Below are 24,889 nucleotides of genomic sequence, written 5' to 3'. Positions count from 1 at the left end.
TCGAAGTCGGTTGGCGTCAGAAGTCGGCGTAGAGCCGGCCGGGATTGAAAATCGCGTGCGGGTCGAGCTGCGCCTTGAGTTGCCGGTGCACGCGCAGCAGCGCGGGCGGCAGCGGCTGGAACGGCTCCGGTGTCGTGCCCGGCGTGTAGCAGGTCGCGTGGCCGCCGCACTGGGCGGCGAAGCGCTGCACGTCGGCCGGCGCGGCATCGCTCTTGAGCCAGCGCTGTGCGCCGCCCCAGTCGACGAGCTGCGCATCGGCGAGCGCGTCGAGCGGCGCGGCGGCCGGCACCGACACACGCCACAGCGGGCGCGGATCGTCGAAGAACGGCAGCGACAGGTCGCGCAGACGGGCCCAGAAGCCGTCGTCGCGATCGTCCATCCGGTCGCCGCCGATCGTGTCGCGCGCGGCCTTCACCGAGCCCTCGCCGCCCTCGAGTCGCACGCGCAGCACGCCGTCCGCGTGGCACGCGCCGGCCAGCGGCAGCCCCGCGCGGCGCCACGCGGCGACGCGTTGCACGGCTTCGCCCGCCGGGAGCGTCAACGCGAGATCGCCGGTCGCGCGCGGCTTCGGCAGCACCTTCAGCGATACCTCGGTCACGACGCCCAGGCAGCCGAAACTGCCGGCGAGCAGCCGCGACACGTCGTAGCCCGCGACGTTCTTCATCACCTCGCCGCCGAAGCGCAGATGCTTCGCGTGGCCGGTGATCACGCGGCAGCCGAGCACGAAGTCGCGCACCGCGCCGGCCCACGGGCGGCGCGGGCCCGACAGCGCCGCCGCGAACATGCCGCCGACCGTCGCCGCGCCGCCGAACGACGGCGGCTCGCACGGCAGCATCTGGCCGGCCGCGTCGAGCATCGCGTCGAGATCGGCGAGCGGCGTGCCGGCGCGCGCGGTGATCACGAGTTCGGTCGGGTCGTACGACACGACGCCGCGATGCGTGCGCACGTCGAGCGTGCGGCCTTCGACCGGCCGCCCGACGAACGCCTTCGTGCCGGCACCGCGGATGTGCAGCGGCTGGCGATCGTGGATCGCCGCGTCGACCTGCGCGACGAGCGCCGCGCTGTCGTCGATCGATTCGGGTTCGCGTTCGCGTCGCATCAGAAGCGCTCCAGTTCGGGAAACGGCAGCTTGCCGTGATGGACGTGCATCGCGCCGAATTCGGCGCAGCGGTGCAGCGTCGGGATGTTCTTGCCGGGATTGAGCAGGCGCTGCGGATCGAACGCGGCCTTCACCGCATGAAAGAACGTGATTTCGTCGGCGTTGAACTGCACGCACATCTGGTTGATCTTCTCGCGCCCGACGCCGTGTTCGCCGGTGATGCTGCCGCCCATGGCGACGCACAGCGCGAGGATCTTGCCGCCGAGCGCTTCCGCGCGGTCGAGCTCGCCGGGCCGGTTCGCATCGAACAGGATCAGCGGATGCATGTTGCCGTCGCCCGCGTGGAACACGTTCGCGACCGGCAGCCCGTATTCGGCGGACAGCGCGGCGATCCCTTCGAGCACGCGCGGCAGCTCGCGGCGCGGGATCGTGCCGTCCATGCAGTAGTAGTCGGGCGACATCCGGCCGACGGCCGGGAACGCGTTCTTGCGGCCGGCCCAGAAGCGCTGGCGCTCGGCTTCGTCGCGCGCGACGCGAATCTCGCTTGCGCCCTCGTCGCGCAGCAGCGCGGCGACGCGTTCGGCGTCTTCTTCGACATCGGCCGCGGCGCCGTCGAGTTCGCACAGCAGGATCGCCTGCGCGTCGACCGGATAGCCCGCGTGGATGAAATCCTCGGCCGCGCGGATCGCGAGGTTGTCCATCATCTCGAGGCCGCCGGGAATCACGCCCGCGCCGATGATCCGCGCGACCGCGGCGCCGGCCTCGGCGACGTCGTCGAAGCTGGCCATCAACACCTTCACGCTCGGCGGTTTCGGTAGCAGCTTCACGGTCACTTCGGTGACGATCCCGAGCATTCCCTCGGAGCCGGTGAACAGCGCGAGCAGGTCGAAGCCCGGTGCGTCGAGCGCATCGGCGCCGAGCGTGAGCGTGTCGCCGTCGATCGTGAGGATCTCGACCTTCAGGATGTTGTGCACCGTGAGCCCGTATTTCAGGCAATGCACGCCGCCCGCGTTCTCGGCCACGTTGCCGCCGATCGAGCACGCGATCTGCGACGACGGATCGGGCGCGTAGTAGAGGCCGTGCGGCGCGGCGGCCTGCGAGATCGCGAGGTTGCGCACGCCGGGCTGCACGCGTGCGATGCCGGCATCGGGGTCGATGTCGAGAATCCGGTTGAACTTCGCCATCACCAGCAGGATGCCTTTTTCGAGCGGCATCGCGCCGCCCGACAGCCCCGTGCCCGCGCCGCGCGCGACGACCGGCACGCCGTGCGCGGCCGCGACGCGCAGCACCGCGCGCACCTGGTGGACCGTATCGGGCAGCACGACCGCGAGCGGCACCGTGCGGTACGCGGCGAGGCCGTCGCATTCGAACGGCTTCAACGCCTCGCGTTCGTGCAGCACGTCGAGGCCGGGCGCCGCCGCGTGCAGCGCGGCGACGAGCGTGGCGCGGTCGACGCACGTCAGTGGGCCGTCGATCCGTTCGTCGTAGATGAAACTCATCGTGTGTCTCCGTCTCCACCTTGCGGCTGGCCGCGCGATGCGCGACACGCCGGATGGACGGCATTCTTGGCGGGACGCGCGGGCCTGTCCAGCCGTCTTGAAGGTGGTCGTACCAGTTTTTGGAAAGTCATCGGGTGCGGTTTCTTTAATGACCGATAAAAACCAATGACGACAAGGCTTTGTGAGAAAATCGACGACATTCGTCCAGAGTGGTCATACCAGTATGGAAATGCAGGATCGAGAGCGGCCGGCGCGGCGCGTGGCCGACGTCGTCGCCGAGCGGATCGAGCAGTTGATCGTCGACGGCGTGCTGAAGGCCGGGCAGGCGCTGCCGTCGGAGCGGCGGCTGACCGAGAAGCTCGGCGTGTCGCGCACGGCCGTGCGCGAAGGCATGAAGCTGCTGCACGCGCGCGGGATCATCGACACGACGCACGGCAAGGGTTCGTTCGTCGCGAGCCTGACCCCGCAGCGCGCGATCACGCCGATGATGCATCTACTCGGCTCGCAGCCGCGCACGCTGTACGACCTGTTCGAGGTGCGCGGGATGCTCGAGGCCGAAGCCGCCCGGCTCGCGGCGCTGCGTGGCACGCCGGCCGATTTCATCCTGATCCGGCGCCGCTACGAGGAAATGACGGCGGCCGACGCGCAGGATCTCGATCCCGCCGCGCGCGCGAAGCTCGACCACGCGTTTCATCTGGCGATCTGCGAGGCATCGCACAACCCGGTGCTCGTCAATACGCTGCAGTCGCTGACCGACCTGCTGCTCAGCTCGGTGTTCGCGTCGGTGAACAACCTCTATCACCGCGAACCGCTGAAGAAGCAGATCGACCGCCAGCATGCGCGGCTTTACAACGCGGTCACCGGCCGGCTGCCCGATCAGGCGCGCAAGGCCGCGAGCGAACATATCCGTCAGTGCGTCGACTATCTGCGCGAGATCGAGCAGGAGGAACAGCGGCTCGTGCGCTCGACGTTGAGGCTCGAAGGGTGGACGTGAGCGGGCGGGCTTGGCCGGCGCGGTAACCGCTAGAATTGCGGTTTTAGCCCGGAACACGTCCATGTCTTTTGCCTCGCTTGGCCTGATCGAGCCGTTGCTGCGTAACCTGCAGGGCCTCAATTACCAGACACCCACGCCGGTGCAGGCCAAGGCGATTCCCGTCGTGCTCGGCGGCAAGGATGTCATGGCCGCCGCACAGACCGGCACCGGCAAGACGGCCGGCTTTGCGCTGCCGCTGTTGCAGCGGCTCGTGCAGCACGGCCCGGCGGTATCGAGCAACCGTGCGCGCGTGCTGGTGCTGGTGCCCACCCGCGAACTGGCCGAGCAAGTGCTGCAAAGCTTCGTCGAGTACGGCAAGGGCCTCGATCTGCGATTCCTGGCCGCCTACGGCGGGGTGAGCATCAATCCTCAGATGATGAAGCTGCGCAAGGGCGTCGACGTGCTCGTGGCGACGCCCGGCCGCTTGCTCGACCTCAATCGCCAGAACGCCGTGCAGTTCGACCAGGTCCAGACACTGGTGCTCGATGAAGCCGACCGCATGCTCGATCTCGGCTTCGCGCGCGAACTCGACGCGGTGTTTGCCGCGTTGCCCGCCAAGCGCCAGACGCTGCTGTTCTCCGCGACGTTCTCCGACGAAATCCGCACGCTGGCGGCCGGCATTCTGCGCAGCCCGGTCGACATCAGCGTCAGCCCGCCCAACGCCACGGCTAGCAAGATCAAGCAGTGGGTCGTGCCCGTCGACAAGCGGAACAAGCCCGACCTCTTCATGCACCTCGTGGCCCAAAACAAGTGGGAGCACGCGCTGGTGTTCGTCAAGACCCGCAATGGCGTCGATTATCTGGCGGTCATGCTGGAGAAGGCCGGCTATGCGGTCGATACGATCCACGGCGACAAGCCGCAGCCCGCGCGTCTGCGCGCGCTGGAGCGCTTCAAGACGGGCGAAGTGCAGATGCTGGTCGCCACCGACGTGGCGGCGCGCGGGCTGGATATCGACGATCTGCCGCTGGTGATCAACGTCGATCTGCCGATCGTCGCGCAAGACTACGTGCACCGTATCGGCCGCACCGGCCGCGCGGGCGCGAGCGGCATCGCGGTGTCGCTCGTGTGCGCCGACGAAGCGCCGCAACTGGCCGCGATCGAAGCGCTGATCCGGCAGACGCTGCGGCGGGAAGAGGAGCCGGGTTTCGAAGCCGACCACCGCGTGCCGGAGACGAGCGCGACGGGTCAGCTCATCAAGAAACCCAAAAAGCCGAAGAAACCCAAGGTGCCGCAAGCTGCGCCGGCGGCCCGACAGGCGCCGGGCAAGAAGCCGCATACGCAAGGTGGCGGAGGCAAGCGCACGTCCGGGACGCAGCACGCGGTGGCCAATGGTGCGGGTCAAGGCCCGGACTACACCATCGGCAGCCCGTTCAGCGTGCAGAAGCCGCGTAGCAAACCGGCGGCCAAGCCGGCTGCGGGGAAGGCCGCCGGCAAATCTGCCGGGGGGCGGGGCAAACCGGGCAAGCCGTCCCGGTAGATTGAACCCTTCCCTTTTCGACGTGCCCGATACGATCGAACCGCCCGATGCAGTGAACGCATACGGGCGGCTCGGAACAGCGCTGCCGGTTTTCTCGTTCGCGGCGTGAAACCGCGCACGACAGCGGCTTCCCCGCATGACCCATGATGTGCGATGACTGAAGTGAGAGATGGAATGACGACGACATTCGACGAGGCGACGACGGCGGCGATCGCCGCGTTTGCCCAACTGGATTTCTACACGGCCGTGCAAGCGATGCGCGCCGAAGCCGATTACGACCACGAACGGGACCAATGGATTTCGCGCTATATCGACGAACAGGGCGGCGGCATGGACGATGCGGAATACGACGCCCTGCACGCGCGGGCGCAGGCCACCCCGGAATACGCGGCGTTCATCGACGGGGTTCGCCGGGAAATTCTGGCGTACTTCGGCGTGACCGACGAGCAGCTGGACTGGATGATCGTGCTGCGCGAGGACGACAGCGACGAGTTGTGGGCCGAAGTCAACCGGCAGCGCAGCGCGCTGGGAACCGGCGAAGTGCGCGGGGATCTCTGACCAGGCCCGTCATTCGTCGGTACGTTGGGTGCGCCATTTGAAGGTCGGCTGCCCACCACGTTTCGGGCGTTCTCGTGTCAATCAATCTTCTCGCGCCAGTCGTAGCAAGACGTCGGCGAGGGCCCGAATTTTCGGTTGTGCCGCCCGTTGGGGCGGATAGACGAGGAAGTAGGAAAGGCCGTCTTCAGCCACATCGTCAAACGGTGTCACCAGCGATCCGGCACGGAGCCGGTCTCTCGCCATTCGCGGGTCGCCGATTGCAATGCCGTGCCCTTCCATCGATGCCGCGAGCGTCAATTCGAGGGTATCGAACACGAGCCCGCGCCCCGCATCGATCTGGCGCGCCCCCACGTGATCGAGCCAGCATCTCCACTCTGCGCGGCTGGGCCCGGGATGGAGCAAAGCGACGTGCGCCAAGTCGGCAACCGATCGCAGCGATGTCGCCAACGCGGGCGAGCACATCGGCGTGAGCCGCTCGGGAAACAGCGGTACGGCTTCCATACCGGTCCACTGTCCCGTGCCTCGCACGATGATGGCGTCGACGTCGGACGTCGTGAAATCGGGCGTGTCGTCCGCGGATGTCGAAATACGCAGCTCCGTCCCGCTCATTGCGCGTTGAATGTCCGGCAGCCGCGGGAGCAGCCAGCGAACGGCGAACGTGGACGGCAACTTCAACGTGAGCACCGAGGTCGCCCGTGCATGGGAATCCGCGTGCCGAACCAGTTGCGTGAGCACGTCGACCGCGACCGTCAGCAGTGCATTGCCTTCTGGCGTCAACGTCAGCCCCGATACATGGCGCACGAACAGTGCGCATCGATAGTGCGTCTCCAGCTGCTGTATCTGGCGGCTCACGGCGCCTTGCGTGCGGCATAGATGATCCGCGGCCTTGCTGACGCTGCCCAGCTGCGCCGCCGCGACGAACGACTGAATCGCCGCCAACGGCGGGAGCGGCCGCGTCAGGTCAGCGAGCGGATATGCATGCGCCGCATACCCGGGTTGCGAATTTTTCGATTGTTCGGTCATCGGTGCGTCGCTATCGTGCGTCTACCGGATGCCCTGTTCTTGCGAATGAACGGGGCTGTCGACGAATGATCGGAGGATAATTTTGGGCTCAACGTCGGAATCACTCTACACGGAACGGGTTCGCGCTTACCTGCGGGAACTGGAGCGCGCCGATGTCGGCGCCATCTGCGCGCTATTCACGCCGGACGCGCGGATTTTCTCGCCATTTCTCGGCTGGATGCACCCCGAGCCCTTCTTCTCGAAGGTCGCGGCCGCATCGGGAGAAAGCAGGATTACACCGATCGATATCTGCGTCAGCACGAGTGGGGCGCGACGTGCGACAGGTTACTTCATCTACGACTGGGCCCTGAAAGACGGTTCGGTGGCGCGCTTCGAGTGCGTCGACGTGTTCGAGTTCGACACCGCGGGGCTGATCGAACGGATGATCATCGTGTACGACACCCATCCGATTCGCAGTACGGTCGGCGACAAATACGCGTAGTGGAATCGATGTCGCTCGATACCGAAGGCCGGCGTCCGCGGAGGGCGGTTCCGCACGACGCCAAACTTCCGCGGACGCTGTCTCTCAGGCTTTCTCAGGAAGTCGAAGCATATCTCGACGACCGATGTCGATCAAAGTCGCGCCCATCTGCGAAGCACGTCGAAATCCCGGCAAGCTACGCGTCTGCGTCGCGGTGTTCCCTGTCGAAATTCAGCCGTGCTTCCCGGAAGCGGTCCGCATTCTCGACGATCCAGGTCCACAGCGGGACCATCCTGACGAGCAGGTCCATGCCCGTGTCGGACAACTCGTATTCGACTCGAGGCGGGACTTCTTCGAAATCGTGACGGAGCACCAGGCCGTCACGTTCGAGCTGTCGTAACGTGCGCGTCAACATGCGCTGAGTCACCCCATGCATGCGCCTGCCGATTTCCGCATGGCGCAGTCGGCCGTACACGCCGAGCGTGTGGACGACACCGAGCGACCAACGGCTTCCGGCATGGGCGAGCACCTCCCGCCGCAACCCGTCATCATCGTCTCGCAGGCCGTCGCACACGGTCTGCGAATATCGGAGAAGTTCGTCTCGATCCAACTATCTCGCTCCCGGTATCACGCGTGTACCTTCTTTCAAACACAACCATGCATCGCTAGACTGCGTGCAACTCAATTCCTCAGCAGGCTAAACGATGAACCCAGCAGACCCTGACGCGACTTCCCGAAACATTCTCGTGCTCGGTGCTGGCGAACTCGGCCTCCCGGTACTACGCAATCTTGCACGTCGAGCGAAGGACATCGCCGGCGCGAAGATCAGCGTGCTGCTGCGCGCGAGTGCCCTCGAGTCCAGCGCACCCGCCAAGCGGCATGATATCGCGGAGATTCGGGCGCTTGGGATCGAGATCGTCGTAGGCGATTTCGTGAAGCATTCCATCGACGAACTCGCCGCCCTGTTCGCGCGATATGACACGGTAATCGGTTGCGCGGGCATTACAGCCGGCATCGATACGCCGATGAAGTTGGCGCGGGCTGCGTTGCAGGCGCGCATCCCGAGGTACTTCCCGTGGCAGTTCGGGGTCGATTTCGACGTGATCGGCCGCGGCAGTCCGCAGGACATCTTCGACGCCCAGCTGGACGTGCGCGAATTGCTGCGCAGTCAGCACCAGACCGAGTGGGTCATCATTTCGACCGGCATGTTCACGAGCTACCTGTTCGAGCCGGACTTCGGTGTAGTCGATCTGCAAAACGACGCGGTCCACGCGCTGGGCAGCCTCGACACCGCCGTGACGCTGACGACGCCCGACGATATCGGCGCGCTGACTGCCGCGATCGTGTTCGCGCAACCCCGTATCCGGAACGAGATCGTGTATCTGGCTGGCGACACCGTGACTTACGGGGAGGTCGCCGACAAGCTGGAAGCGGCCCTCGGCCGCCCCTTCAGCCGTTCGGCGTGGAGCGAGCAGTACTTGCTCGATGAGCTGGCGCGCGACCCGAACAACATGATGCGCAAGTATCGCGCGGCATTTGCTCAAGGGCGGGGCGTCGCATGGGACAAGAGCGGGACGTTCAATCAACGCCACGCCATCCCGGTCACCGACGTGGCGTCGTGGATCAATGCCAACCTCGCTTCGGGCCGCAGCGAGTAATCGCGAGTCCGATCATCCGGGCAAACGGCATCGACGACAGGCGATCGTCGATGCCGTTGAAGCCGGGATGGCGGATCGGGGCTCGCCAACCGACATGCACCCACCTTCACAAAGCATGAAAAAAGCCCGCCGAAGCGGGCAACCTCACGATGCGGAGGGGGAGATGCGAAAACGCGATCGGCGGGCGTTCAGCCTTTCGTCGCGCCGAACGTGAGCCCCGTGACGAAGTGCTTCTGCATCGCGAAGAACATCGCGACCGACGGCAGCGCGGCGAGGATCGACCCGGCCGATACGAGATTCCACGACGTCGTCCATTGCCCCTTCAGCGCCGCGACACCCGCCGTGATCGGCGCCGCCTCGTCGCCCTGCGTGAGACACAGCGCCCAGAAGTAATCGTTCCACACGAACGTGAACACGAGAATCGCGAGCGCGGCCAGCGCGGGCCGGATCAGCGGCAGCACGATGCGCCAGAACACCGTCCATTCGCCCGCGCCTTCGATGCGCGCCGCCTCGATCAGCTCGAACGGCAACTGCTTGATGAAGTTGCGCAGGAACAGCGTGCAGAACCCCGTCTGGAACGCGACGTGAAACAGGATCAGCGCTTCGACGGTATTGAACACGCCGAGCCGCAGCGACAGGTCGCGCACCGGAATCATCAACACCTGCACGGGCACGAAGTTGCCGGCGACGAACGTGCCGAACAGTGCGGTATTGCCGCGAAACCGGTAGGTCGCGAGCGCGAAGCCGGCCATCGCCGCGAGCGCGATCGAGCCGATGACCGACGGCACGGTAATCTGCACGCTGTTCCAGAAGTAATGCAGCATCGGCGACGTGGTCAGCGCGTCGCGATAGTTCTCGATCATCGAGAAATGCCGCGGCCAGCCCCAGTAGTGGCCTTCGACGAGCTCCTCGGTCGAGCGCACCGACGTGACGAACACGGCGATCATCGGCAGCAGCCAGATCACGAGCGCGACGGGCAGCGACAGTTTGTACAGCCGGCGCGATACCGGCTTCCACCGGGCAACGGGTGTCGGAAACATGATGAGTGCACTCCCGAAAGTCACTGTTCGTTGCGCAGCATGCGGCGCAACTGGAACGCGATGTAGACGAGCATGATCGCGAACAGCACGACGGCGATCGACGCGGAATAGCCGAGCCGGTAGTACTTGATCGCCTGGTCGTACATGTAATACGCGAGCACGGTCGAACTTTCGAACGGGCCGCCGCCCGTCATCACCGAGATCAGGTCGAAGCTGCGCAGCGCGCCTATCACGGTGACGACGATCGCCATGAAGGTGGTCGGCCGCAGTTGCGGCAGCACGACGTGCCACAGCAGCGCGAAGCCGCGCGCGCCTTCCATCCGCGCGGCTTCGATCTGTTCCGGATTGACCGACGTGAGGCCGGTCAGGTACAGGATCATGCAGTACGCCGTTTGCGGCCACAGTGCGGCGAACACAATGCCGAAGGTCGCGTAGCGCGCGTCGCCGAGCACCGGGATGCCGTGCCCGGCGATGAGTGCAAGCAGCCCGAAGGTCGGATCGTAGAACCACGAGAAGATCAGCCCGACGACCACGCCCGACAGCACGAATGGCGCGAAGAACAGCGACTTCACGAGCCGGATGCCGCCGACCGCCTGGTTCAGGTACAGCGCGAGCGCGAGGCCGAGCGGCGGCGCGAGCATGAACAGCACGAGCCAGATCACGTTGTTGCGCAGCGCCGTGTAGAACGTCGGCGCCTGCAGCAGCTCCGCGTAGTTCGCGAGACCGACGAAGGTGCGCTCGGTCATCCCGTCCCAGTTGTACAGGCTCAGCCACAGCGTCGACAGGATCGGCCAGATCACGTAGACGGCCACCATCGCGCAGGCCGGCGCGAGAAAGAGCCACGCGGCGCGCCGTTGCCGCCGCACGGCGGGCGACGGGCGGCGCGCGGGCAATGTGCTGGCGGATGAGCCGCGCGGCGGCGCGGTGCCGGCGGGCGAGGGGGACGCGATCGGACTGGACACGACAAGCCTCCTGAAACGGACACGGCGGCGCGCGGCCGCCGGTTGGGTCACGCGCTCACTTCTTGTAGATCCGCTTGCGGGTCTGTTCGAGTTGCGCGAGCACCGTATCGAGCTGTGCGGGATTCGCGAGAAACTGCTGCATGCCCTTCATCCCCTCGTCGGCCATTTCCTTGGTCATGTCGCGGTCGTAGAACTGCGCGACGCCGCCCTTCGTGTCGGCGAGGATCCGGAAGCCGATACGCGAGATCGGATCGGCCGGCTCGGGCGACTTGCTGTTGGCCGACAGCGAGCCGAGCCCTTCGGCGAGTTTCGCGCCGATCTCAGGCGTTTCGACGAATGCGAGGAACGTGTGCGCGTCGGCCTTGTTCTTCGCCTTGGTCGGGATGTGCAGCGATTCGACCGGGCCGTCCTCGGCGGTCGGCACCTTCGGGTCGATGATCGGGAAGCGGTAGTAGCCCATTTCCTGCTTCACGTTCGGCGGGAAGCCGGCCGCGATGAAGGTGCCCATCAGCATCATCGCGGCCTTGCCCTGGAACAGGAACGGCTGCGCGCCATCGAGATCGTAGGACAGCGCGTTGTCGATGAAGTAGCCCGAATCGATCAGCGATTTCCACGTCGTATAGACCTTCTTCACGCGCGGGTCGGTGTACGGCACGTCGCCGGCCATCAGCTGCTGGTGGAACGCGTTGCCGTTCAGGCGCAGGTCGAGATAGTCGAACCAGCCGGCGAGCGTCCATGCGTCGCGGCCGCCGATCGCGATCGGCGTGATGCCGGCCGCCTTCAGCTTCTTGCACGCGTCGAGAAACTGGTCCCAGGTCTTCGGTTCGTCGGCGATGCCGACCTTGCGGAACAGGTCCTTGCGGTAGAACAGCCCCCACGAGTAGTAGACGGTCGGCGCCGCGTACTGCTTGCCGTTATAGGACGACGCGCTGCGCGTCGACGCATACATCGCATCCCAGCCGTTCTTCGTCCAGTCGCCGCTCAGGTCCTCGAACAGCCCGCGCTTCGCGTAGTACGCCATTCGCTCGCCCGCATGCCAGTTCACGACGTCCGGCGCGACGGTCGTGAGCCATGCCGGGAGCTGCACCTTGTACGCCTCCTCGTCGACGAAGGTGGGCTTCACGTCGATGTCCGGATGGGCCTTGTGGAACGCTTCGATCGTCGATTGCCACACCGCGCGCTGGCTTGCGCCCTTGAACGCGATGTTGATGGTCAGCGTGCCGGCATCGGCGGGCGTCGTCGCGCCGAACGATGCGAACGCGATGGCGGCGGCGCTCGCCAGGCGGGCAGCGACGCGAAGGGGGCGATGGGTCATGAGTGTCTCCAGTCCTGTGTGTCGTTGTTTGTGCGTGACCGGCGCGTGGCGGCGCCGGGGGCGTTGCTACGAACGGCTTCGATACACGGCCACGCCTTGCGGCTCGACCTGCGCGGCGCCGAACACGAATGCGGACGGCGCTATGCCGTCGATCGCATGCGGCGTGTCGCGATAGTTGAATACGTAGGTCAGGCCGCCGCGCCGGCTCACGCGCACGCCGTCGGCCAGCGGCGTCGGCGCGAGACCCGCAACGGCTGCGACGTCGGCGAACAGTCGCGCGGTGGTCGCGTCGTCGAACAGCGCGGCCCAGTAGTGCAGCGCGCCATGCGACACGCAGGCCGGATGGCCGTCGGCGAAGCGTGCGTGCACGACGCTGCGTGCGCCGTCGTCGTTCAGTTCGGCGAGGTCGCGCCAGTGACGCGCTTCGCCCGCGAGCGGAGAACCGTCGCGCAGCGTGCCGTCGATCGGCTCGGTCACGTTCGGCCGCAGCGATTCGACGCGCCACACGCGTACCGGCAGGATCGACGCGAGCGGGCCGGGCGGCAGCGCCGGCGGAATCTGCAGGTCGGCGGTCTTCGAGCCGGTGCGCGGGCCGAACACCGCGTGCGCACCCGACGCGGCGAGCCGCGACGCGAAATCGTCGGGCACGACCGGCAGCGGCGGCACGACGACGAGCCGGTAGCCGTCGAGCGGCGCATGCGCGGACACGATGTCGACGTCGAGCCCGAGCGAGCGCAGCGCCGAGTAGTACTCGAATGCGAAGCGCGGGTAGTGGAAATCGGCGCCTTGCGGCTGCACTTCGAACAGCCACTTCGCGTCGTAGTCGAACACCAGCGCGACCGACGCGCGCACCGCGCCGTTCGCGTCGGCATCTGCGCCGGCGTCGAGCACGGCGGCGATTTCCTGCGCGACGCGCTGCGCTTCGCGGCCGCCTGCGTCGAGCTGGTTGTCGGGGGTGTTCAGGCCCGCGTGCATCTGTTCCTGCGCGAACGGCGCCTGCCGCCAGCGGAAGTACGACACGCAGCCGGCGCCGTGCGCGAACGCTTCCCAGCTCCACAGCCGCACCATGCCCGGCAGCGGCGCGGGATTCCAGTGCGCCCAGTTCACGGGGCCCGGCTGCTGCTCCATCACCCAGAACGGCAGCTTCGACATGCCGCGATACAGGTCGTGATTGAACGACGCGAAATCCGGATGGCCGGTGCGCAGCCAGCGCGCCTTCACGTCGGGCGCGAACCACAGCTCCTCGAGCGCGCCGAGCGGATAGCTGTCCCACGTCGCGACGTCGAGGTCGCGCGCGACTTCGTAGTGATCGAATTCGGTGAACAGTTGCATGAAGTTGTGCGCGACCGGCCGGCCCGGCGAGTGCGCGCGGATCACGTCGACCTGCATCCGGTGATAGCGCGCGAGCTCGTCGGACGCGAAGCGCCGGTAGTCGAGGCGGTGCGACGGATGGGCTTCGGTCACGGTGCCCACCGGCGCGTCGACTTCGTCGAAATGGCGATACTCCATGCTCCAGAACACGGTGCCCCACGCGCGGTTCAGCGCGTCGATCGTGCCGTAGCGCGCTTTCAGCCATTCGCGAAAGCGCACGAGCGCGGCCGGCGAATAGCTGACGACGGTCTGGTGGCAGCCCAGTTCGTTGTCGGTCTGCCAGTAGCGCACGGCCGGGTGGCGGCCGTAGCGTTCGGCGACCGCCGTGCAGATCTGGCGCGACGCTTCGAGATAGGTCGGCGACGAGAAATCGTAGTGGCGGCGCGAACCGAACGCGCGCGGGCGGCCGTCCGCGCCGATCGCGAGGATGTCGGGATGGCGGTCGACCAGCCATTTCGGCGGCGTCGCGGTCGGCGTGCACATCACGATCTCGAGGCCGGCCGCGCCGAGCACGTCGACCGCGCGGTCGAGCCAGCCCCAGTCGTATTCGCCCGGCGACGGCTCGATGCGGCTCCATGCGAATTCGGCGATCCGCACCTGTTCGATGCCGAGCGCTTTCATCCGGCGGGCGTCGTCGGCCCACATCGATTCCGGCCAGTGTTCCGGGTAGTAACAGACTCCGAGGCGCATGCCCGATCCTTATGCGTAGTGGTGGACGGGAAGATCGGCGCACGCGGGCACCGCGCGGCCGTCTTCGGTGAACAGGTGGCAGGCCGCGGCCGGCGCGTGCACGTGCACGCGTTCGCCGGTGCGCACCTGCGCGTCGCCGGGCACTTTCGCGATCAGCGGCGTCGCGTTCGGCTGGCCGGCCGGATCGAGGTGCACGCAGGTCTGCTCGCCCAGGCGTTCGACGAGCGCGACGTCGCGCGCGAGCGTCGTCGCGTCGGGCACGGCGCCGAGCGTCAGGTGTTCGGGGCGGATGCCGAGCGTCACGGCGGCGCCGGCGGAGAGCGACGAGCCGTCGCGCGGCAGCACGAAGGTTTCGCCGGACGGCACGAGCGTGACGGTCGTGCGACGCGCGTCGCACGCGGTCACGACGGCCGGCAGGAAGTTCATCCGCGGCGAGCCGATGAAGCCGGCGACGAAGCGGCTGGCCGGATGGTGGTAGAGGTCGAGCGGCGCGCCGACCTGCGCGATGCTGCCGTGCTGCGCGGTATCCGCGCCGGCGTGCAGCAGCACGATCTTGTCGGCGAGCGTCATTGCCTCGGTCTGGTCGTGCGTCACGTAGACGACGCTCGCGCGTTCGAACTGCCGATGCAGCCGCGCGATCTCGATGCGGGTCTGGCCGCGCAGCGCCGCGTCGAGGTTCGACAGCGGTTCGTCGAACAGGAACACGCCGGGCTCGCGCACGATCGCGCGGCCGATCGCGACGCGCTGCCGCTGGCCGCCGGACAGCGCCTTCGGCTTGCGCTCGAGCAGCGTGTCGAGCTGCAGGATGCGCGCGGCGTCACGCACTTTGCGGTCGATCTCGGCCTTCGGCACGCGCGCGAGCTTCAGCCCGAACGCCATGTTCTCGTACACCGTCATGTGCGGAAACAGCGCGTAGCTCTGGAACACCATCGCGACGCCGCGCTCGGCGGCCGGCACGTCATCGACACGGCGGCCGTCGATCGACAGCTCGCCCGCGCTCAGATCCTCGAGCCCGGCGATCATGCGCAGCAGCGTCGATTTCCCGCATCCGGACGGCCCGAGAAACACGCAGAACTCATGCGCGCCGATCTCCAGATCGACGTCGCGAATGACCGGCGCGTGCTCGCCATAGGCTTTCTGCACGCGCCGCATCGAGATGCTCGCCATTGTCTCCGCTCCATGTTTTAATGCGCCGTACTGCCTGATTAAGCGCTTAATCATCGCGATCAAAAAAAGGGGCGATGCGATCGCGGCCGAGTCGCGCCCGTCGGTCGGGCGGCAAGGTGTGCGGCGATAGTGCGCCGCTTCGGTGAGCGAAGCAAATACTGGATCGACGTCTCATATAGTGAGCAAACGATGGCAACACTGGATGAAGTGGCGCGCCGCGCCGGCGTGACGGCCGCGACGGTGTCGAACGTGCTGCGCGGCCGCGGCCGGGTGGGCGATGCGACGCGGGCGCGGGTGCTCGAAGCGGTCGACGCGCTGGGCTATCGTCCGCATCTCGCCGCGCGGGCGCTGGCGGAAGGGCGCGCGCCGACGGTCGCGCTGATGGTATCGAGCATCGCGAACCCGTTCTATCCGGAGTTCGCGCTGGCGGTCGAGCGCGCGGTGCGCCGCAACGGGCAGTTCCTGATCGTCTGCAACACGAACGAAGATCCGTTGCAGGGGCGCGCATATCTCGACCAGATCGCCGGCACGATCTCCGAAGGGATTCTCGTGACCAACGCGAACCTGCACCTGCCGGATCTGGTCGACGTCGCGCGGCGCGGCGTGCCGGTCGTGCTGTGCCTGTGGGAGCGGCCCGAGGCGCCGCCCGACGGGTTGCCGTGCGTGGCGATCGATTTCCGCGAGGCCGGGCGGATCGCGACGCGGCATCTGCTCGAACTCGGCCATCGCGAGATCGGCGTGATCGTCGGCGGGTCGGCAAACGGCGTGCAGGCCGCGCGCTACGACGGCTGCGTCGACGTGATGCGCGAAGCCGGGCTGGATGCGTCGCGCGTCGGCGCCGGGCACGATTCGATCGAGGGCGGCGTGCGCGCGGCCGGGCCGTTGCTCGATGCGCATCCCGAGTTGACCGCGCTGGTCGCGACCAACGATCTACCCGCGATCGGCGCGATGCATGCGGCGGCCGATCGCGGCCGGCACGTGCCCGACGATCTGTCGATCGTCGGCATCACCGACATCCATCTCGCCCGCGACACGCGGCCCACGCTGACGACCGTCGCGATCCCGACCGCCGAGGCGGCTGGCATCGCGGTCGAATTGCTCAATACGTTGCGCGAAGCGGGCGGGCAGGGCGACGACGCGTCGCGCGTGCGGGTCGCGTCGCTGCCGAAGCTCGTGGTGCGCGGCACGACCGGGCCGGTGCCGCGCGCGGTGTAGCGAAGCGCGAGCGGTCGCGCGCCGGCCTCAACCGCCTTCGACGAGCGGCAGCACGATGCGTCGCGCCGACTCGAGATGCGCGACGGTCATCGCGCGTGCCGCCCGCGCATTGCGTTCGCGGCAGGCCTGCAGAATTTCTTCGTGCTCGACCTGGAACGACGGCGTATCGGCGAGCAGCGTGGCCTGCAGGCGTTCGTAACGTTCGACCTGGCTGCGCAGTTCGGCGATCGACTTCAACTGCCGCGCGTTGCCGCAGCACGCATACAGCAACGCGTGGAATTCGCGGTTCAACTCGCCTTGCCGGCGCGGCACGGTTGCATCGCCGAGCAGCCGATGCACGAGTTCGGCGCGCGCGAGCGTTTCGTCGTCGAGCCGCTTCACGCCGCGGTAGATCGCATCGCCTTCGAGCAGCACGCGCAGATCGTAGATTTCCTGCACGTCGGACGCGCTCAGCATCCGCACGACCGCGCCGCGATTCCTGAAGATATCGAGCAAGCCTTCGCGTTCGAGCCGCTGGATCGCCTCGCGCATCGGAATCCGGCTGATGCCGAACCGCTCGGCCAGATCGCGCTCGACGAGGCGCTCGCCGGCCGCCAGCTCGCCGTTGATGATCATGTCGCGCAGCGACGCGGCGACCGCGTCCGCGGTGGAGTCGAGTTTGGCTTCCATGCTTGCGTATTTCGTCAATTTGGAATAATGGTATACCAAACGACGATCCGGTGCCAGAATAGCGACCACCGGCGGGTCTCACGCAATGGCGTCCGGCCCGCTCGGCCCGGTCAAGGCAACCGACATCAATGGAGAGCGAGATGGCATCGAGCGAACATCACTATCGCGTCGCAGTGGAGTGGACGGGCAATCGCGGCACCGGCACGTCGGGGTATCGCGAGTACGGCCGCGATCACGTGATCCGCGCCGGTTCCAAGCCGGATATCCCCGGTTCGTCGGACCCGGCGTTCCGCGGCGACGCGGCGCGCTGGAACCCCGAAGATTTGCTGCTCGCGTCGGCGTCGGCATGTCACAAGCTCTGGTATCTGCACCTGTGTTCCGAGGCCGGCATCCGCGTGCTGGCCTACGTCGACCACGCGGAAGGCACGATGCTCGACGGCGCGGGAGCGGGGCGCTTCACCGAAATCGTGCTGCGGCCGCGGGTGACGATCCGGGCCGGCGACGATCGCGAACGGGCGGCGCATCTGCATCATGATGCGCATGCGCAGTGCTACATCGCGAATTCGGTCAACTTCCCGATTCGCTGCGAACCGGTGATCGAGTGGGCCGCCGCCTGACGCCGACACCCGCCAAACGAAATCGACGATGAAACTGTTCTACTACCCCGGCAATGCCAGCATGGCGCCGCACTTCGTGCTTGAAGAAATCGGCCAGCCGTTCGAGCTCGCGTACGTCGACCGCACGCACGACCAGCACAAGTCGCCCGACTATCTCGCGCTGAATCCGAACGGGCTCATCCCGGTACTGGTCGACGGCGATCTCGTGCTGTACGAAACCGCCGCGATCTGCCTGCATCTTGCCGATACGCATCCCGAGCAGCGGCTTGCGCCTGAACTCGGCACACCGGAACGTGCGCAGTTCTACAAGTGGCTCATGTGGCTCACCAACACGCTGCAGGCGACGCTGATCGCGTATTTCTATCCGGAGCGCTGGGTCGATGCGGGCAATGCGTCGGGTGCCGCGCAAGTCAAGGCGCATGCGGAAGCGAAGATCGCGACGCTGCTGAATCAGCTCGAGCAGCAACTGCAAACGAGCGGCGGCCCGTGGCTGCTCGGTGCGCACTACACGGTGCTCGATTCTTACGCGCTGATGCTGTGCCGCTGGACGCGCGGTTTTGCGGCGCCGGCCCGCCAGCGGCCGGTACTCGGCGGTTATCTGCAGCAGGTGCTCGCGCGCCCGGCGATCCAGCGGGCGTTGAAGACGGAAGGGCTCGCGGCGCCGTGGGTGTAACCGCGAGTGCGGCAGCATGCGCGCCGCGGCGGCGCGCATGCATTTCGGGTGATAGGGCAATCCGGCAAGCCGATTGCCGCCGTGTCGTCACGGCGCGACGCCGTACACCTCCCGCGCCGCGGCCCGAATCGCATCGACCATCACCGCGACGGCCGGCGAATGCAGCCGGTCGGTGCGCGTGATGAGCCCGAAATCGTCCATCCGGCAATCCATCTCCAGCGGCAGCACGGTGACGATGCCGTGCCGCGCGTAGTAGTGCGCGACGTCCTCGGCGAGCACCGCGATCATGTCGCTCTGCTCGATCAGTTGCGTGATGAACAGCAGCGCGGCCGTCTCGACGACGTTCGCCGGCGGCGCGAGGCTCGCGCGCTGGAACACGAGCTCGAAGCGGTGGCGCAGCACGCTGCCGGCCGGCGGCACGACCCACGCGGCGCGCTGCACGTCCGCGAGCGACAGCGGCGCCTGGGCGAGCAGCGGGTGGCCGGGCCGCACGACCGTAGCCACCGATTCGCCGGTCAGCGGCTCGTAGCGCAGGCGCAGCTTGTCGTGTTCGGCGGACAGCCGGCCGAGCACGATGTCGATCTTTTCCTGCGCGAGATGTTCGAGCAGCACGTTGCTGGTGTCGATCTCGACCGACACGTGCAGGCCCGCGTGCGTGCCCTTCACCGCGGCGACGGCCGGCGGCACGAGCCGCAAGCCCGGCGACGTGATCGCCCCCACGGCCACGTGGCCGAGATGGCCGGCCTTCAGCGCGGCCAGCTCCTCGCGCGCCTGGTCGAGGCTGCCGAGCGCCGCGCGCGCGTGGCGGATCAGCGCGTCGCCGTACAGCGTCGGCCGCATCCCGCGCGGCAGCCGCTCGAACAGCACCGCGCCGATCGATTCCTCGAGTTCGCGCAGCAGTTTCGACGCGGCCGGCTGCGTCATGTTCAGCGCGGCCGCCGCGCGGTGAATGCTGCCTTCGTCGGCGAGCGCGACGAGCAGCAGCAACTGGCGCGTCTTCAGGCGGGCGCGGTTTCCCCACGGGCTGGCTTCGGTCATCGTACGGGTTTATATCGATATCTGAATCGATATCGTAATCGCCTAAATCGTCATTAGCCAGTTATCAAAATTCTGCCTAGACTGCGCCGGTATCCCGTCACCACAGGACTGACGATGTCGGCAACAAAACCCAGGCTGCGTTCCGCTCAATGGTTCGGCACGAACGACAAGAACGGCTTCATGTACCGGAGCTGGATGAAGAACCAGGGCATTCCCGATCACGAATTCGACGGCCGGCCGATCATCGGCATCTGCAACACGTGGTCCGAACTGACGCCGTGCAACGCGCACTTCCGCAAGCTCGCCGAGCACGTGAAGCGCGGGATCTCGGAGGCGGGCGGCTTCCCGGTCGAGTTCCCGGTGTTCTCGAACGGTGAATCGAACCTCCGGCCGTCCGCGATGCTCACGCGCAATCTTGCGTCGATGGACGTCGAGGAAGCGATTCGCGGCAACCCGATCGACGCGGTGGTGCTGCTCGCCGGCTGCGACAAGACGACGCCCGCGCTGCTGATGGGTGCGGCGAGCTGCGACGTGCCGGCGATCGTCGTGTCGGGCGGCCCGATGCTGAACGGCAAGCTCGAGGGCAAGAACATCGGTTCGGGCACGGCCGTGTGGCAGTTGCACGAAGCGCTGAAGGCCGGCGAGATCGACGTGCATCATTTCCTGTCGGCCGAAGCCGGCATGTCGCGCTCGGCCGGCACCTGCAACACGATGGGCACCGCGTCGACGATGGCGTGCATGGCCGAGGCGCTCGGCGTCGCGCTGCCGCACAACGCGGCGATTCCGGCCGTCGATTCGCGCCGCTACGTGCTCGCGCACATGTCGGGCATCCGCATCGTCGAGATGGCGCTCGAAGGGCTCGTGCTGTCGAAGATCCTGACGCGCGCGGCGTTCGAGAACGCGATCCGCACGAACGCGGCGATCGGCGGCTCGACCAATGCGGTGATTCACCTGAAGGCGATCGCCGGCCGCATCGGCGTGCCGCTCGAACTGGAAGACTGGATGCGCATCGGCCGCGACACGCCGACGATCGTCGACCTGATGCCGTCGGGGCGCTTCCTGATGGAGGAGTTCTATTACGCGGGCGGGCTGCCGGCCGTGCTGCGCCGGCTCGGCGAAGGCGGGCTGCTGCCGCACCCGGACGCGCTGACGGTGAACGGCAAGTCGCTGTGGGACAACGTGCGCGAAGCGCCGAACTACGACGACGAAGTGATCCGCCCGCTCGACCGGCCGCTGATCGCGGACGGCGGCATCTGCATCCTGCGCGGCAATCTCGCGCCGCGCGGCGCGGTGCTGAAGCCGTCGGCGGCGAGCCCCGAACTGCTCAAGCATCGCGGCCGCGCGGTGGTGTTCGAGAACCTCGACCACTACAAGGCGACGATCAACGACGAAGCGCTCGACATCGACGCGAGCTCGGTGATGGTGCTGAAGAACTGCGGGCCGCGCGGTTATCCGGGCATGGCCGAGGTCGGCAACATGGGGCTGCCGCCGAAGCTGCTGCGCCAGGGCGTGAAGGACATGGTGCGGATTTCCGATGCGCGGATGAGCGGCACCGCGTACGGCACGGTCGTGCTGCACGTCGCGCCGGAAGCCGCGGCCGGCGGCCCGCTCGCGGCCGTGCGCAACGGCGACTGGATCGAGCTCGACTGCGAGGCCGGCACGCTGCATCTCGACATTACGGATGAAGAACTGCAGCGCCGGCTGTCCGACGTCGATCCGACCGCCGCGCCCGGCGTGGCCGGCCAACTCGGCAAGGGCGGCTATGCGCGGCTGTATATCGATCACGTGCTGCAGGCCGACGAGGGGTGCGACCTCGACTTCCTGGTCGGCATGCGCGGCGCGGACGTGCCGAGCCATTCGCATTGATAGGCAGGCGGTCATCGCCGGTTGTGCAGAGATACGGCCCGCGTCGGCGTTGAAGCGCTGACGGCGACCGACCGCGAAGCATGGGGTGTGCGTAACGCTAAAGCGCTGACGCACACCGACAGGAGACAAGATGACGACGCAGTACACGCCCGCGCAGGCCGCGGCGGAACAGTCCGATTCGCCGGCAGCCGTCGACGAACGGCAACTGACCCGCCTGCTCACGCGCAAGCTGGTGCCGTTCCTCGCGCTGATCTACGTGGTCGCGTACGTCGACCGTACCGTCGTCGGCTTCGCGAAGCTTCACATGAACGCGGCGATCGGCCTTGGCGACGCCGCGTACGGGCTCGGCGCCGGACTGTTCTTCATCGGCTACTTCCTGTGCGAAGTGCCGAGCAACCTCGCGCTCGGCCGCTTCGGCGCACGCGTGTGGTTCGCGCGCATCCTCGCGACGTGGGGTGCGATCACGATGGCGATGGCGCTCGTGCAGGGGCCGACCAGCTTCTACGTGCTGCGCTTCCTGCTCGGCGCGGCCGAAGCCGGCCTCTATCCCGGCATCCTCTACTTCCTCACGCAATGGTTCCCGATGCGCGATCGCGCCCGCGTGATCGGCCTGCTCGTGCTCGCGCAACCGCTCGCCGGTATCGTGACCGGCCCGCTCGCCGGATGGCTGCTGTCGACGCACGGGTGGTTCGGCCTGTCGGACTGGCAGACGCTGTTCGTCGTCAGCGGCTTGCCGGCCGTGCTGCTCGCGTGGCCGACGCTGCGGCTGTTGCCCGAATCGCCCGCGCATGCGCGCTGGCTGAACGACGACGAACGCCGCTGGATCGCGCGGCAGCTCGCCGCCGACCGCGACGCCTATCGCCCCGATTCGCACCGCCATCCGCTCGCCGCGTTGCGCGACCGCCGCGTGCTGCTGCTCGCCGCGCTGTTCCTGCCGTTCCCGCTGTGCATCTACGGGCTGTCGCTGTGGCTGCCGACGATCATCCACGCGTTCGGCGCCGGCGATGCGACGACCGGCCTGCTGTCCGCCGTGCCCTACCTGTTCGCGGTGGTCGGCCTGCTCGTCGTGCCGCGCCATTCGGACCGCAAGCGCGAGCGCTACTGGCACATCGTCGTCGTGTCGGCGGCCGCCGCCGCGACGATGGCCGCGAGCGCGTGGGTGCGGCAGCCGGCGCTGCAGTTCCTGTTCATCTGCCTGACCGCGTTCTCGCTCTATTCGATCCAGGCCGTCGTGTGGGCGCTGCCCGGCGAATTCCTGGCCGGCACGAGCGCCGCGGTCGGCATCGCCGCGATCAACTCGCTCGCGAATCTCGGCGGCTACGTCGGGCCGTACGGGATCGGGCTGATCAAGGCATCGACCGGCAGCCTCGCGGCCGGCCTGTACTTTCTCGCGGCGACGCTGCTGTTCGCGGTGCTGATGACGTTCGTGGTCCGGGCCGCGCTGCGCGCGCCCGAGCCGGCCGCGGGCGCGTTCGCCCGCGAATCCTGAACGCCTTGTTTTCCGGCTGAACGCCGATTCGACTGACGCAGGACCCACCATGACATCGAGCAGCACACCGCGCTATCGCGGCATCTTCCCCGTCGTTCCGACGACGTTTTCCGACACCGGCGAGCTCGACCTCGCGAGCCAGAAGCGCGCGGTCGATTTCATGATCGACGCCGGCTCGGACGGGCTGTGCATCCTCGCGAACTTCTCCGAGCAGTTCGCGATCACCGACGACGAACGCGACGTGCTCACCCGCACGATCCTCGAACACGTCGCCGGCCGCGTGCCGGTGATCGTCACGACCTCGCACTACAGCACGCGGATCTGCGCGGCGCGCAGCCTGCGCGCGCAGCAGCTCGGCGCGGCGATGGTGATGGCGATGCCGCCGTATCACGGCGCGACGTTCCGCGTGCCCGAAGCGCAGATCTTCGATTTCTTCGCGCGCGTGTCCGATGCGATCGACATCCCGATCATGATCCAGGACGCGCCGGCGAGCGGCACGCCGCTGTCTGCGCCGTTCCTCGCGCGAATGGCCTGCGAGATCGAGCAGGTCGCGTACTTCAAGATCGAGACGCCGGGCGCCGCGAACAAGCTGCGCGAGCTGATCCGGCTCGGCGGCGACGCGATCGAGGGGCCGTGGGACGGCGAGGAGGCGATCACGCTGTTCGCCGATCTCCATGCGGGCGCGACCGGCGCGATGACGGGCGGCGGCTTTCCGGACGGCATCCGGCCGATCCTCGAAGCATGGCGCGACGGCCGCCACGACGATGCATTCGCGCATTACCAGGCGTGGCTGCCGCTGATCAATCACGAGAACCGCCAGTCCGGGATCCTCACCGCGAAGGCGCTGATGCGCGAAGGTGGCGTGATCGCGTGCGAGCGGCCGCGGCATCCGATGCCGGAACTGCACCCGGACACGCGCGCGGAATTGCTCGCGATCGCGCGCCGGCTCGATCCGCTCGTGCTGCGCTGGGCGCGCTGAGCGAATGTCGAAGGAGAAACGCAAATGAGCAAGGTGATTTCGCTGGGCGTGATCGGGATCGGCAAGATCGCGCGCGACCAGCATTTGCCGGCGATCGCCGCCGAACCGGGCTTCGCGCTGACTGCCTGCGCGAGCCGTCACGCGGAAGTCAACGGCGTGCGCAATTATCCGGATCTGAACGCGCTGCTGGCGGCCGAGCCCGAGCTCGACGCGGTATCGCTGTGCGCGCCGCCGCAGGTGCGCTACGCGCAGGCGCGCGCGGCGCTCGAAGCCGGCAAGCACGTGATGCTCGAGAAGCCGCCGGGCGCCACGCTCGGCGAAGTGGCCGCGCTGGACGCGCTCGCGCGCGAGCGCGGCCTCACGCTGTTCGCGACCTGGCATTCGCGCTGCGCGAGCGCGGTCGAGCCGGCGCGTGCATGGCTCGCCACGCGCACGATCCGAGCGGTGCAGGTGCGCTGGAAGGAAGACGTGCGGCGCTGGCATCCGGGGCAGCAGTGGATCTGGGAGCCGGGCGGTCTCGGCGTGTTCGATCCGGGCATCAACGCGCTGTCGATCGTCACGCGCATCCTGCCGCGCGAGCTCGTGCTGCGCGAGGCGACGCTGATCGTACCGAGCGACGCGCAGATGCCGATCGCGGCCGAACTCGATTGCGCGGATACCGACGGCGTGCCGGTGCGCGCGGAATTCGACTGGCGGCACGGCCCGGTCGAACAATGGGAGATCGCGGTCGACACGGCCGACGGCGTGCTCGCGATCAGCCGCGGCGGCGCGCAATTGTCGATCGCGGGCGAGCCGGTCGAGATCGGGCCGGAGCGCGAGTACCCGGCGCTGTATGCGCACTTCCACGCGTTGATCGCGCGTGGCGAAAGCGACGTCGACGTGCGGCCGCTGCGGCTCGTCGCCGACGCCTTCCTGTTCGGCCGGCGCGTGCAGACCGACGCGTTCGGCCGCTGAACCTGCGTGCGCTTCGGCATGAAGCGCACGCGACGAG

23 protein-coding genes are annotated in these 24,889 nt (G+C 67.6%); 12 read left to right on the top strand and 11 right to left on the bottom strand.

The window, feature by feature from the left end:
- Positions 1-16: 16 nt before the first annotated feature.
- Positions 17-1,099 (bottom strand): glycolate oxidase subunit GlcE, encoded by a 1,083-nt coding sequence (gene glcE / locus QZM72_RS05360; RefSeq protein WP_301737418.1) that lies wholly within the window; start codon positions 1,097-1,099, stop codon positions 17-19.
- Positions 1,099-2,598 carry a glycolate oxidase subunit GlcD gene (glcD, locus tag QZM72_RS05355; protein ID WP_301737417.1) on the bottom strand — a complete coding sequence of 500 codons (1,500 nt, stop codon included), beginning with the start codon at positions 2,596-2,598 and terminating at the stop codon, positions 1,099-1,101. The genes glcE and glcD overlap by 1 nt, the downstream gene beginning before the upstream one ends.
- A 223-nt stretch (positions 2,599-2,821) precedes the next feature.
- On the opposite strand from glcD, the gene glcC reads away from it, so the two are divergent.
- The 3 genes from glcC to QZM72_RS05340 all read left to right on the top strand — a co-directional run bounded on the left by glcC (position 2,822) and on the right by QZM72_RS05340 (position 5,666).
- Positions 2,822-3,592 carry a transcriptional regulator GlcC gene (gene glcC, locus QZM72_RS05350; RefSeq protein WP_050013449.1) on the top strand — a complete coding sequence of 257 codons (771 nt, stop codon included), beginning with the start codon at positions 2,822-2,824 and terminating at the stop codon, positions 3,590-3,592.
- Positions 3,593-3,653: 61 nt separating this feature from the next.
- A complete protein-coding gene (locus QZM72_RS05345; protein ID WP_301737711.1) occupies positions 3,654-5,108 on the top strand; it encodes a DEAD/DEAH box helicase in 1,455 nt (484 codons plus the stop codon).
- 174 nt (positions 5,109-5,282) lie between these two features.
- Positions 5,283-5,666, top strand: coding sequence for an ATP-dependent protease (locus QZM72_RS05340; RefSeq protein ID WP_301737416.1), 384 nt, complete (start codon positions 5,283-5,285; stop codon positions 5,664-5,666).
- An 81-nt stretch (positions 5,667-5,747) separates the two neighbouring features.
- On the opposite strand, the gene QZM72_RS05335 is transcribed toward QZM72_RS05340, so the two are convergent.
- Positions 5,748-6,689: a LysR substrate-binding domain-containing protein gene (locus tag QZM72_RS05335; RefSeq protein WP_301737415.1), complete on the bottom strand. Its 942-nt coding sequence runs from the start codon at positions 6,687-6,689 to the stop codon at positions 5,748-5,750.
- Positions 6,690-6,771: 82 nt separating this feature from the next.
- Here QZM72_RS05335 and QZM72_RS05330 point away from each other — a divergent pair, with 82 nt between their 5' ends.
- A complete protein-coding gene (locus tag QZM72_RS05330; protein ID WP_301737414.1) occupies positions 6,772-7,170 on the top strand; it encodes a nuclear transport factor 2 family protein in 399 nt (132 codons plus the stop codon).
- Between the two features lie 175 nt (positions 7,171-7,345).
- Here the strand turns inward: QZM72_RS05330 and QZM72_RS05325 are convergent, their stop codons facing one another.
- On the bottom strand, positions 7,346-7,759 hold the full coding sequence (locus QZM72_RS05325) for a helix-turn-helix domain-containing protein (RefSeq protein WP_089470878.1): 414 nt from the start codon (positions 7,757-7,759) through the stop codon (positions 7,346-7,348).
- A gap of 94 nt (positions 7,760-7,853) precedes the next feature.
- Between QZM72_RS05325 and QZM72_RS05320 the strand changes: the two genes are divergently transcribed.
- A complete protein-coding gene (locus QZM72_RS05320) occupies positions 7,854-8,807 on the top strand; it encodes an aromatic alcohol reductase (protein ID WP_301737413.1) in 954 nt (317 codons plus the stop codon).
- Positions 8,808-8,995: 188 nt separating this feature from the next.
- Here QZM72_RS05320 and QZM72_RS05315 read toward each other — a convergent pair whose 3' ends face one another.
- The 5 genes from QZM72_RS05315 to QZM72_RS05295 form a co-directional block, all read right to left on the bottom strand.
- Positions 8,996-9,847: a carbohydrate ABC transporter permease gene (locus QZM72_RS05315; RefSeq protein ID WP_301737412.1), complete on the bottom strand. Its 852-nt coding sequence runs from the start codon at positions 9,845-9,847 to the stop codon at positions 8,996-8,998.
- A 20-nt stretch (positions 9,848-9,867) separates the two neighbouring features.
- Positions 9,868-10,809, bottom strand: a complete 942-nt coding sequence (locus QZM72_RS05310; protein ID WP_301737411.1) for a carbohydrate ABC transporter permease — start codon at positions 10,807-10,809, stop codon at positions 9,868-9,870.
- Between the two features lie 55 nt (positions 10,810-10,864).
- Positions 10,865-12,124 (bottom strand): ABC transporter substrate-binding protein, encoded by a 1,260-nt coding sequence (locus tag QZM72_RS05305; RefSeq protein ID WP_089470875.1) that lies wholly within the window; start codon positions 12,122-12,124, stop codon positions 10,865-10,867.
- 66 nt (positions 12,125-12,190) lie between these two features.
- On the bottom strand, positions 12,191-14,185 hold the full coding sequence (locus QZM72_RS05300; protein WP_301737410.1) for a beta-galactosidase: 1,995 nt from the start codon (positions 14,183-14,185) through the stop codon (positions 12,191-12,193).
- A 9-nt stretch (positions 14,186-14,194) separates the two neighbouring features.
- A complete protein-coding gene (locus QZM72_RS05295; protein ID WP_301737409.1) occupies positions 14,195-15,352 on the bottom strand; it encodes an ABC transporter ATP-binding protein in 1,158 nt (385 codons plus the stop codon).
- Positions 15,353-15,541: 189 nt separating this feature from the next.
- On the opposite strand from QZM72_RS05295, the gene QZM72_RS05290 reads away from it, so the two are divergent.
- On the top strand, positions 15,542-16,567 hold the full coding sequence (locus QZM72_RS05290; protein ID WP_301737408.1) for a LacI family DNA-binding transcriptional regulator: 1,026 nt from the start codon (positions 15,542-15,544) through the stop codon (positions 16,565-16,567).
- A 27-nt stretch (positions 16,568-16,594) separates the two neighbouring features.
- Here QZM72_RS05290 and QZM72_RS05285 read toward each other — a convergent pair whose 3' ends face one another.
- Positions 16,595-17,236 (bottom strand): GntR family transcriptional regulator, encoded by a 642-nt coding sequence (locus QZM72_RS05285; RefSeq protein WP_301737407.1) that lies wholly within the window; start codon positions 17,234-17,236, stop codon positions 16,595-16,597.
- A gap of 140 nt (positions 17,237-17,376) precedes the next feature.
- Here QZM72_RS05285 and QZM72_RS05280 point away from each other — a divergent pair, with 140 nt between their 5' ends.
- Positions 17,377-17,853: an OsmC family protein gene (locus QZM72_RS05280; protein WP_089470870.1), complete on the top strand. Its 477-nt coding sequence runs from the start codon at positions 17,377-17,379 to the stop codon at positions 17,851-17,853.
- 28 nt (positions 17,854-17,881) lie between these two features.
- Complete coding sequence (locus tag QZM72_RS05275) at positions 17,882-18,526, top strand: glutathione S-transferase family protein (RefSeq protein ID WP_089470869.1); 645 nt, start codon at positions 17,882-17,884, stop codon at positions 18,524-18,526.
- A gap of 87 nt (positions 18,527-18,613) precedes the next feature.
- Here QZM72_RS05275 and QZM72_RS05270 read toward each other — a convergent pair whose 3' ends face one another.
- On the bottom strand, positions 18,614-19,564 hold the full coding sequence (locus tag QZM72_RS05270; RefSeq protein WP_089470868.1) for a LysR substrate-binding domain-containing protein: 951 nt from the start codon (positions 19,562-19,564) through the stop codon (positions 18,614-18,616).
- Positions 19,565-19,678: 114 nt separating this feature from the next.
- Here QZM72_RS05270 and QZM72_RS05265 point away from each other — a divergent pair, with 114 nt between their 5' ends.
- From QZM72_RS05265 to QZM72_RS05250, 4 genes are all read left to right on the top strand, one after another.
- On the top strand, positions 19,679-21,430 hold the full coding sequence (locus QZM72_RS05265) for an IlvD/Edd family dehydratase (RefSeq protein WP_089470867.1): 1,752 nt from the start codon (positions 19,679-19,681) through the stop codon (positions 21,428-21,430).
- A 130-nt stretch (positions 21,431-21,560) separates the two neighbouring features.
- Positions 21,561-22,919, top strand: coding sequence for an MFS transporter (locus QZM72_RS05260; RefSeq protein WP_089470866.1), 1,359 nt, complete (start codon positions 21,561-21,563; stop codon positions 22,917-22,919).
- Between the two features lie 49 nt (positions 22,920-22,968).
- Positions 22,969-23,898, top strand: coding sequence for a dihydrodipicolinate synthase family protein (locus QZM72_RS05255; protein ID WP_089470865.1), 930 nt, complete (start codon positions 22,969-22,971; stop codon positions 23,896-23,898).
- A 24-nt stretch (positions 23,899-23,922) separates the two neighbouring features.
- A complete protein-coding gene (locus QZM72_RS05250) occupies positions 23,923-24,852 on the top strand; it encodes a Gfo/Idh/MocA family protein (RefSeq protein ID WP_089470864.1) in 930 nt (309 codons plus the stop codon).
- Positions 24,853-24,889: the final 37 nt, after the last annotated feature.

The sequence above is a fragment of the Burkholderia sp. AU45388 genome (assembly GCF_030481585.1).
In the GTDB taxonomy this organism is placed as follows: Bacteria; Pseudomonadota; Gammaproteobacteria; order Burkholderiales; family Burkholderiaceae; genus Burkholderia; species Burkholderia sola.
The sequence above is the reverse complement of the archived record's forward strand: the minus strand, read 5'-3'. Positions and strand labels throughout refer to the sequence as shown.

Bases quoted from the DNA above. Each gene is read 5' to 3' on its own strand.
- QZM72_RS05340 (WP_301737416.1), top strand. From the start codon at position 5,283: ATGACGACGACATTCGACGAGGCGACGACGGCGGCGATCGCCGCGTTT.
- QZM72_RS05335 (WP_301737415.1), bottom strand. From the start codon at position 6,689: ATGACCGAACAATCGAAAAATTCGCAACCCGGGTATGCGGCGCATGCA.
- QZM72_RS05285 (WP_301737407.1), bottom strand. From the start codon at position 17,236: ATGGAAGCCAAACTCGACTCCACCGCGGACGCGGTCGCCGCGTCGCTG.
- glcE (WP_301737418.1), bottom strand. From the start codon at position 1,099: ATGCGACGCGAACGCGAACCCGAATCGATCGACGACAGCGCGGCGCTC.
- QZM72_RS05260 (WP_089470866.1), top strand. From the start codon at position 21,561: ATGACGACGCAGTACACGCCCGCGCAGGCCGCGGCGGAACAGTCCGAT.
- QZM72_RS05305 (WP_089470875.1), bottom strand. From the start codon at position 12,124: ATGACCCATCGCCCCCTTCGCGTCGCTGCCCGCCTGGCGAGCGCCGCC.
- QZM72_RS05255 (WP_089470865.1), top strand. From the start codon at position 22,969: ATGACATCGAGCAGCACACCGCGCTATCGCGGCATCTTCCCCGTCGTT.
- QZM72_RS05250 (WP_089470864.1), top strand. From the start codon at position 23,923: ATGAGCAAGGTGATTTCGCTGGGCGTGATCGGGATCGGCAAGATCGCG.
- QZM72_RS05275 (WP_089470869.1), top strand. From the start codon at position 17,882: ATGAAACTGTTCTACTACCCCGGCAATGCCAGCATGGCGCCGCACTTC.
- QZM72_RS05270 (WP_089470868.1), bottom strand. From the start codon at position 19,564: ATGACCGAAGCCAGCCCGTGGGGAAACCGCGCCCGCCTGAAGACGCGC.
- QZM72_RS05345 (WP_301737711.1), top strand. From the start codon at position 3,654: ATGTCTTTTGCCTCGCTTGGCCTGATCGAGCCGTTGCTGCGTAACCTG.
- QZM72_RS05280 (WP_089470870.1), top strand. From the start codon at position 17,377: ATGGCATCGAGCGAACATCACTATCGCGTCGCAGTGGAGTGGACGGGC.
- QZM72_RS05300 (WP_301737410.1), bottom strand. From the start codon at position 14,185: ATGCGCCTCGGAGTCTGTTACTACCCGGAACACTGGCCGGAATCGATG.
- QZM72_RS05265 (WP_089470867.1), top strand. From the start codon at position 19,679: ATGTCGGCAACAAAACCCAGGCTGCGTTCCGCTCAATGGTTCGGCACG.
- QZM72_RS05295 (WP_301737409.1), bottom strand. From the start codon at position 15,352: ATGGCGAGCATCTCGATGCGGCGCGTGCAGAAAGCCTATGGCGAGCAC.
- QZM72_RS05315 (WP_301737412.1), bottom strand. From the start codon at position 9,847: ATGTTTCCGACACCCGTTGCCCGGTGGAAGCCGGTATCGCGCCGGCTG.
- glcD (WP_301737417.1), bottom strand. From the start codon at position 2,598: ATGAGTTTCATCTACGACGAACGGATCGACGGCCCACTGACGTGCGTC.
- QZM72_RS05290 (WP_301737408.1), top strand. From the start codon at position 15,542: ATGGCAACACTGGATGAAGTGGCGCGCCGCGCCGGCGTGACGGCCGCG.
- QZM72_RS05320 (WP_301737413.1), top strand. From the start codon at position 7,854: ATGAACCCAGCAGACCCTGACGCGACTTCCCGAAACATTCTCGTGCTC.
- glcC (WP_050013449.1), top strand. From the start codon at position 2,822: ATGGAAATGCAGGATCGAGAGCGGCCGGCGCGGCGCGTGGCCGACGTC.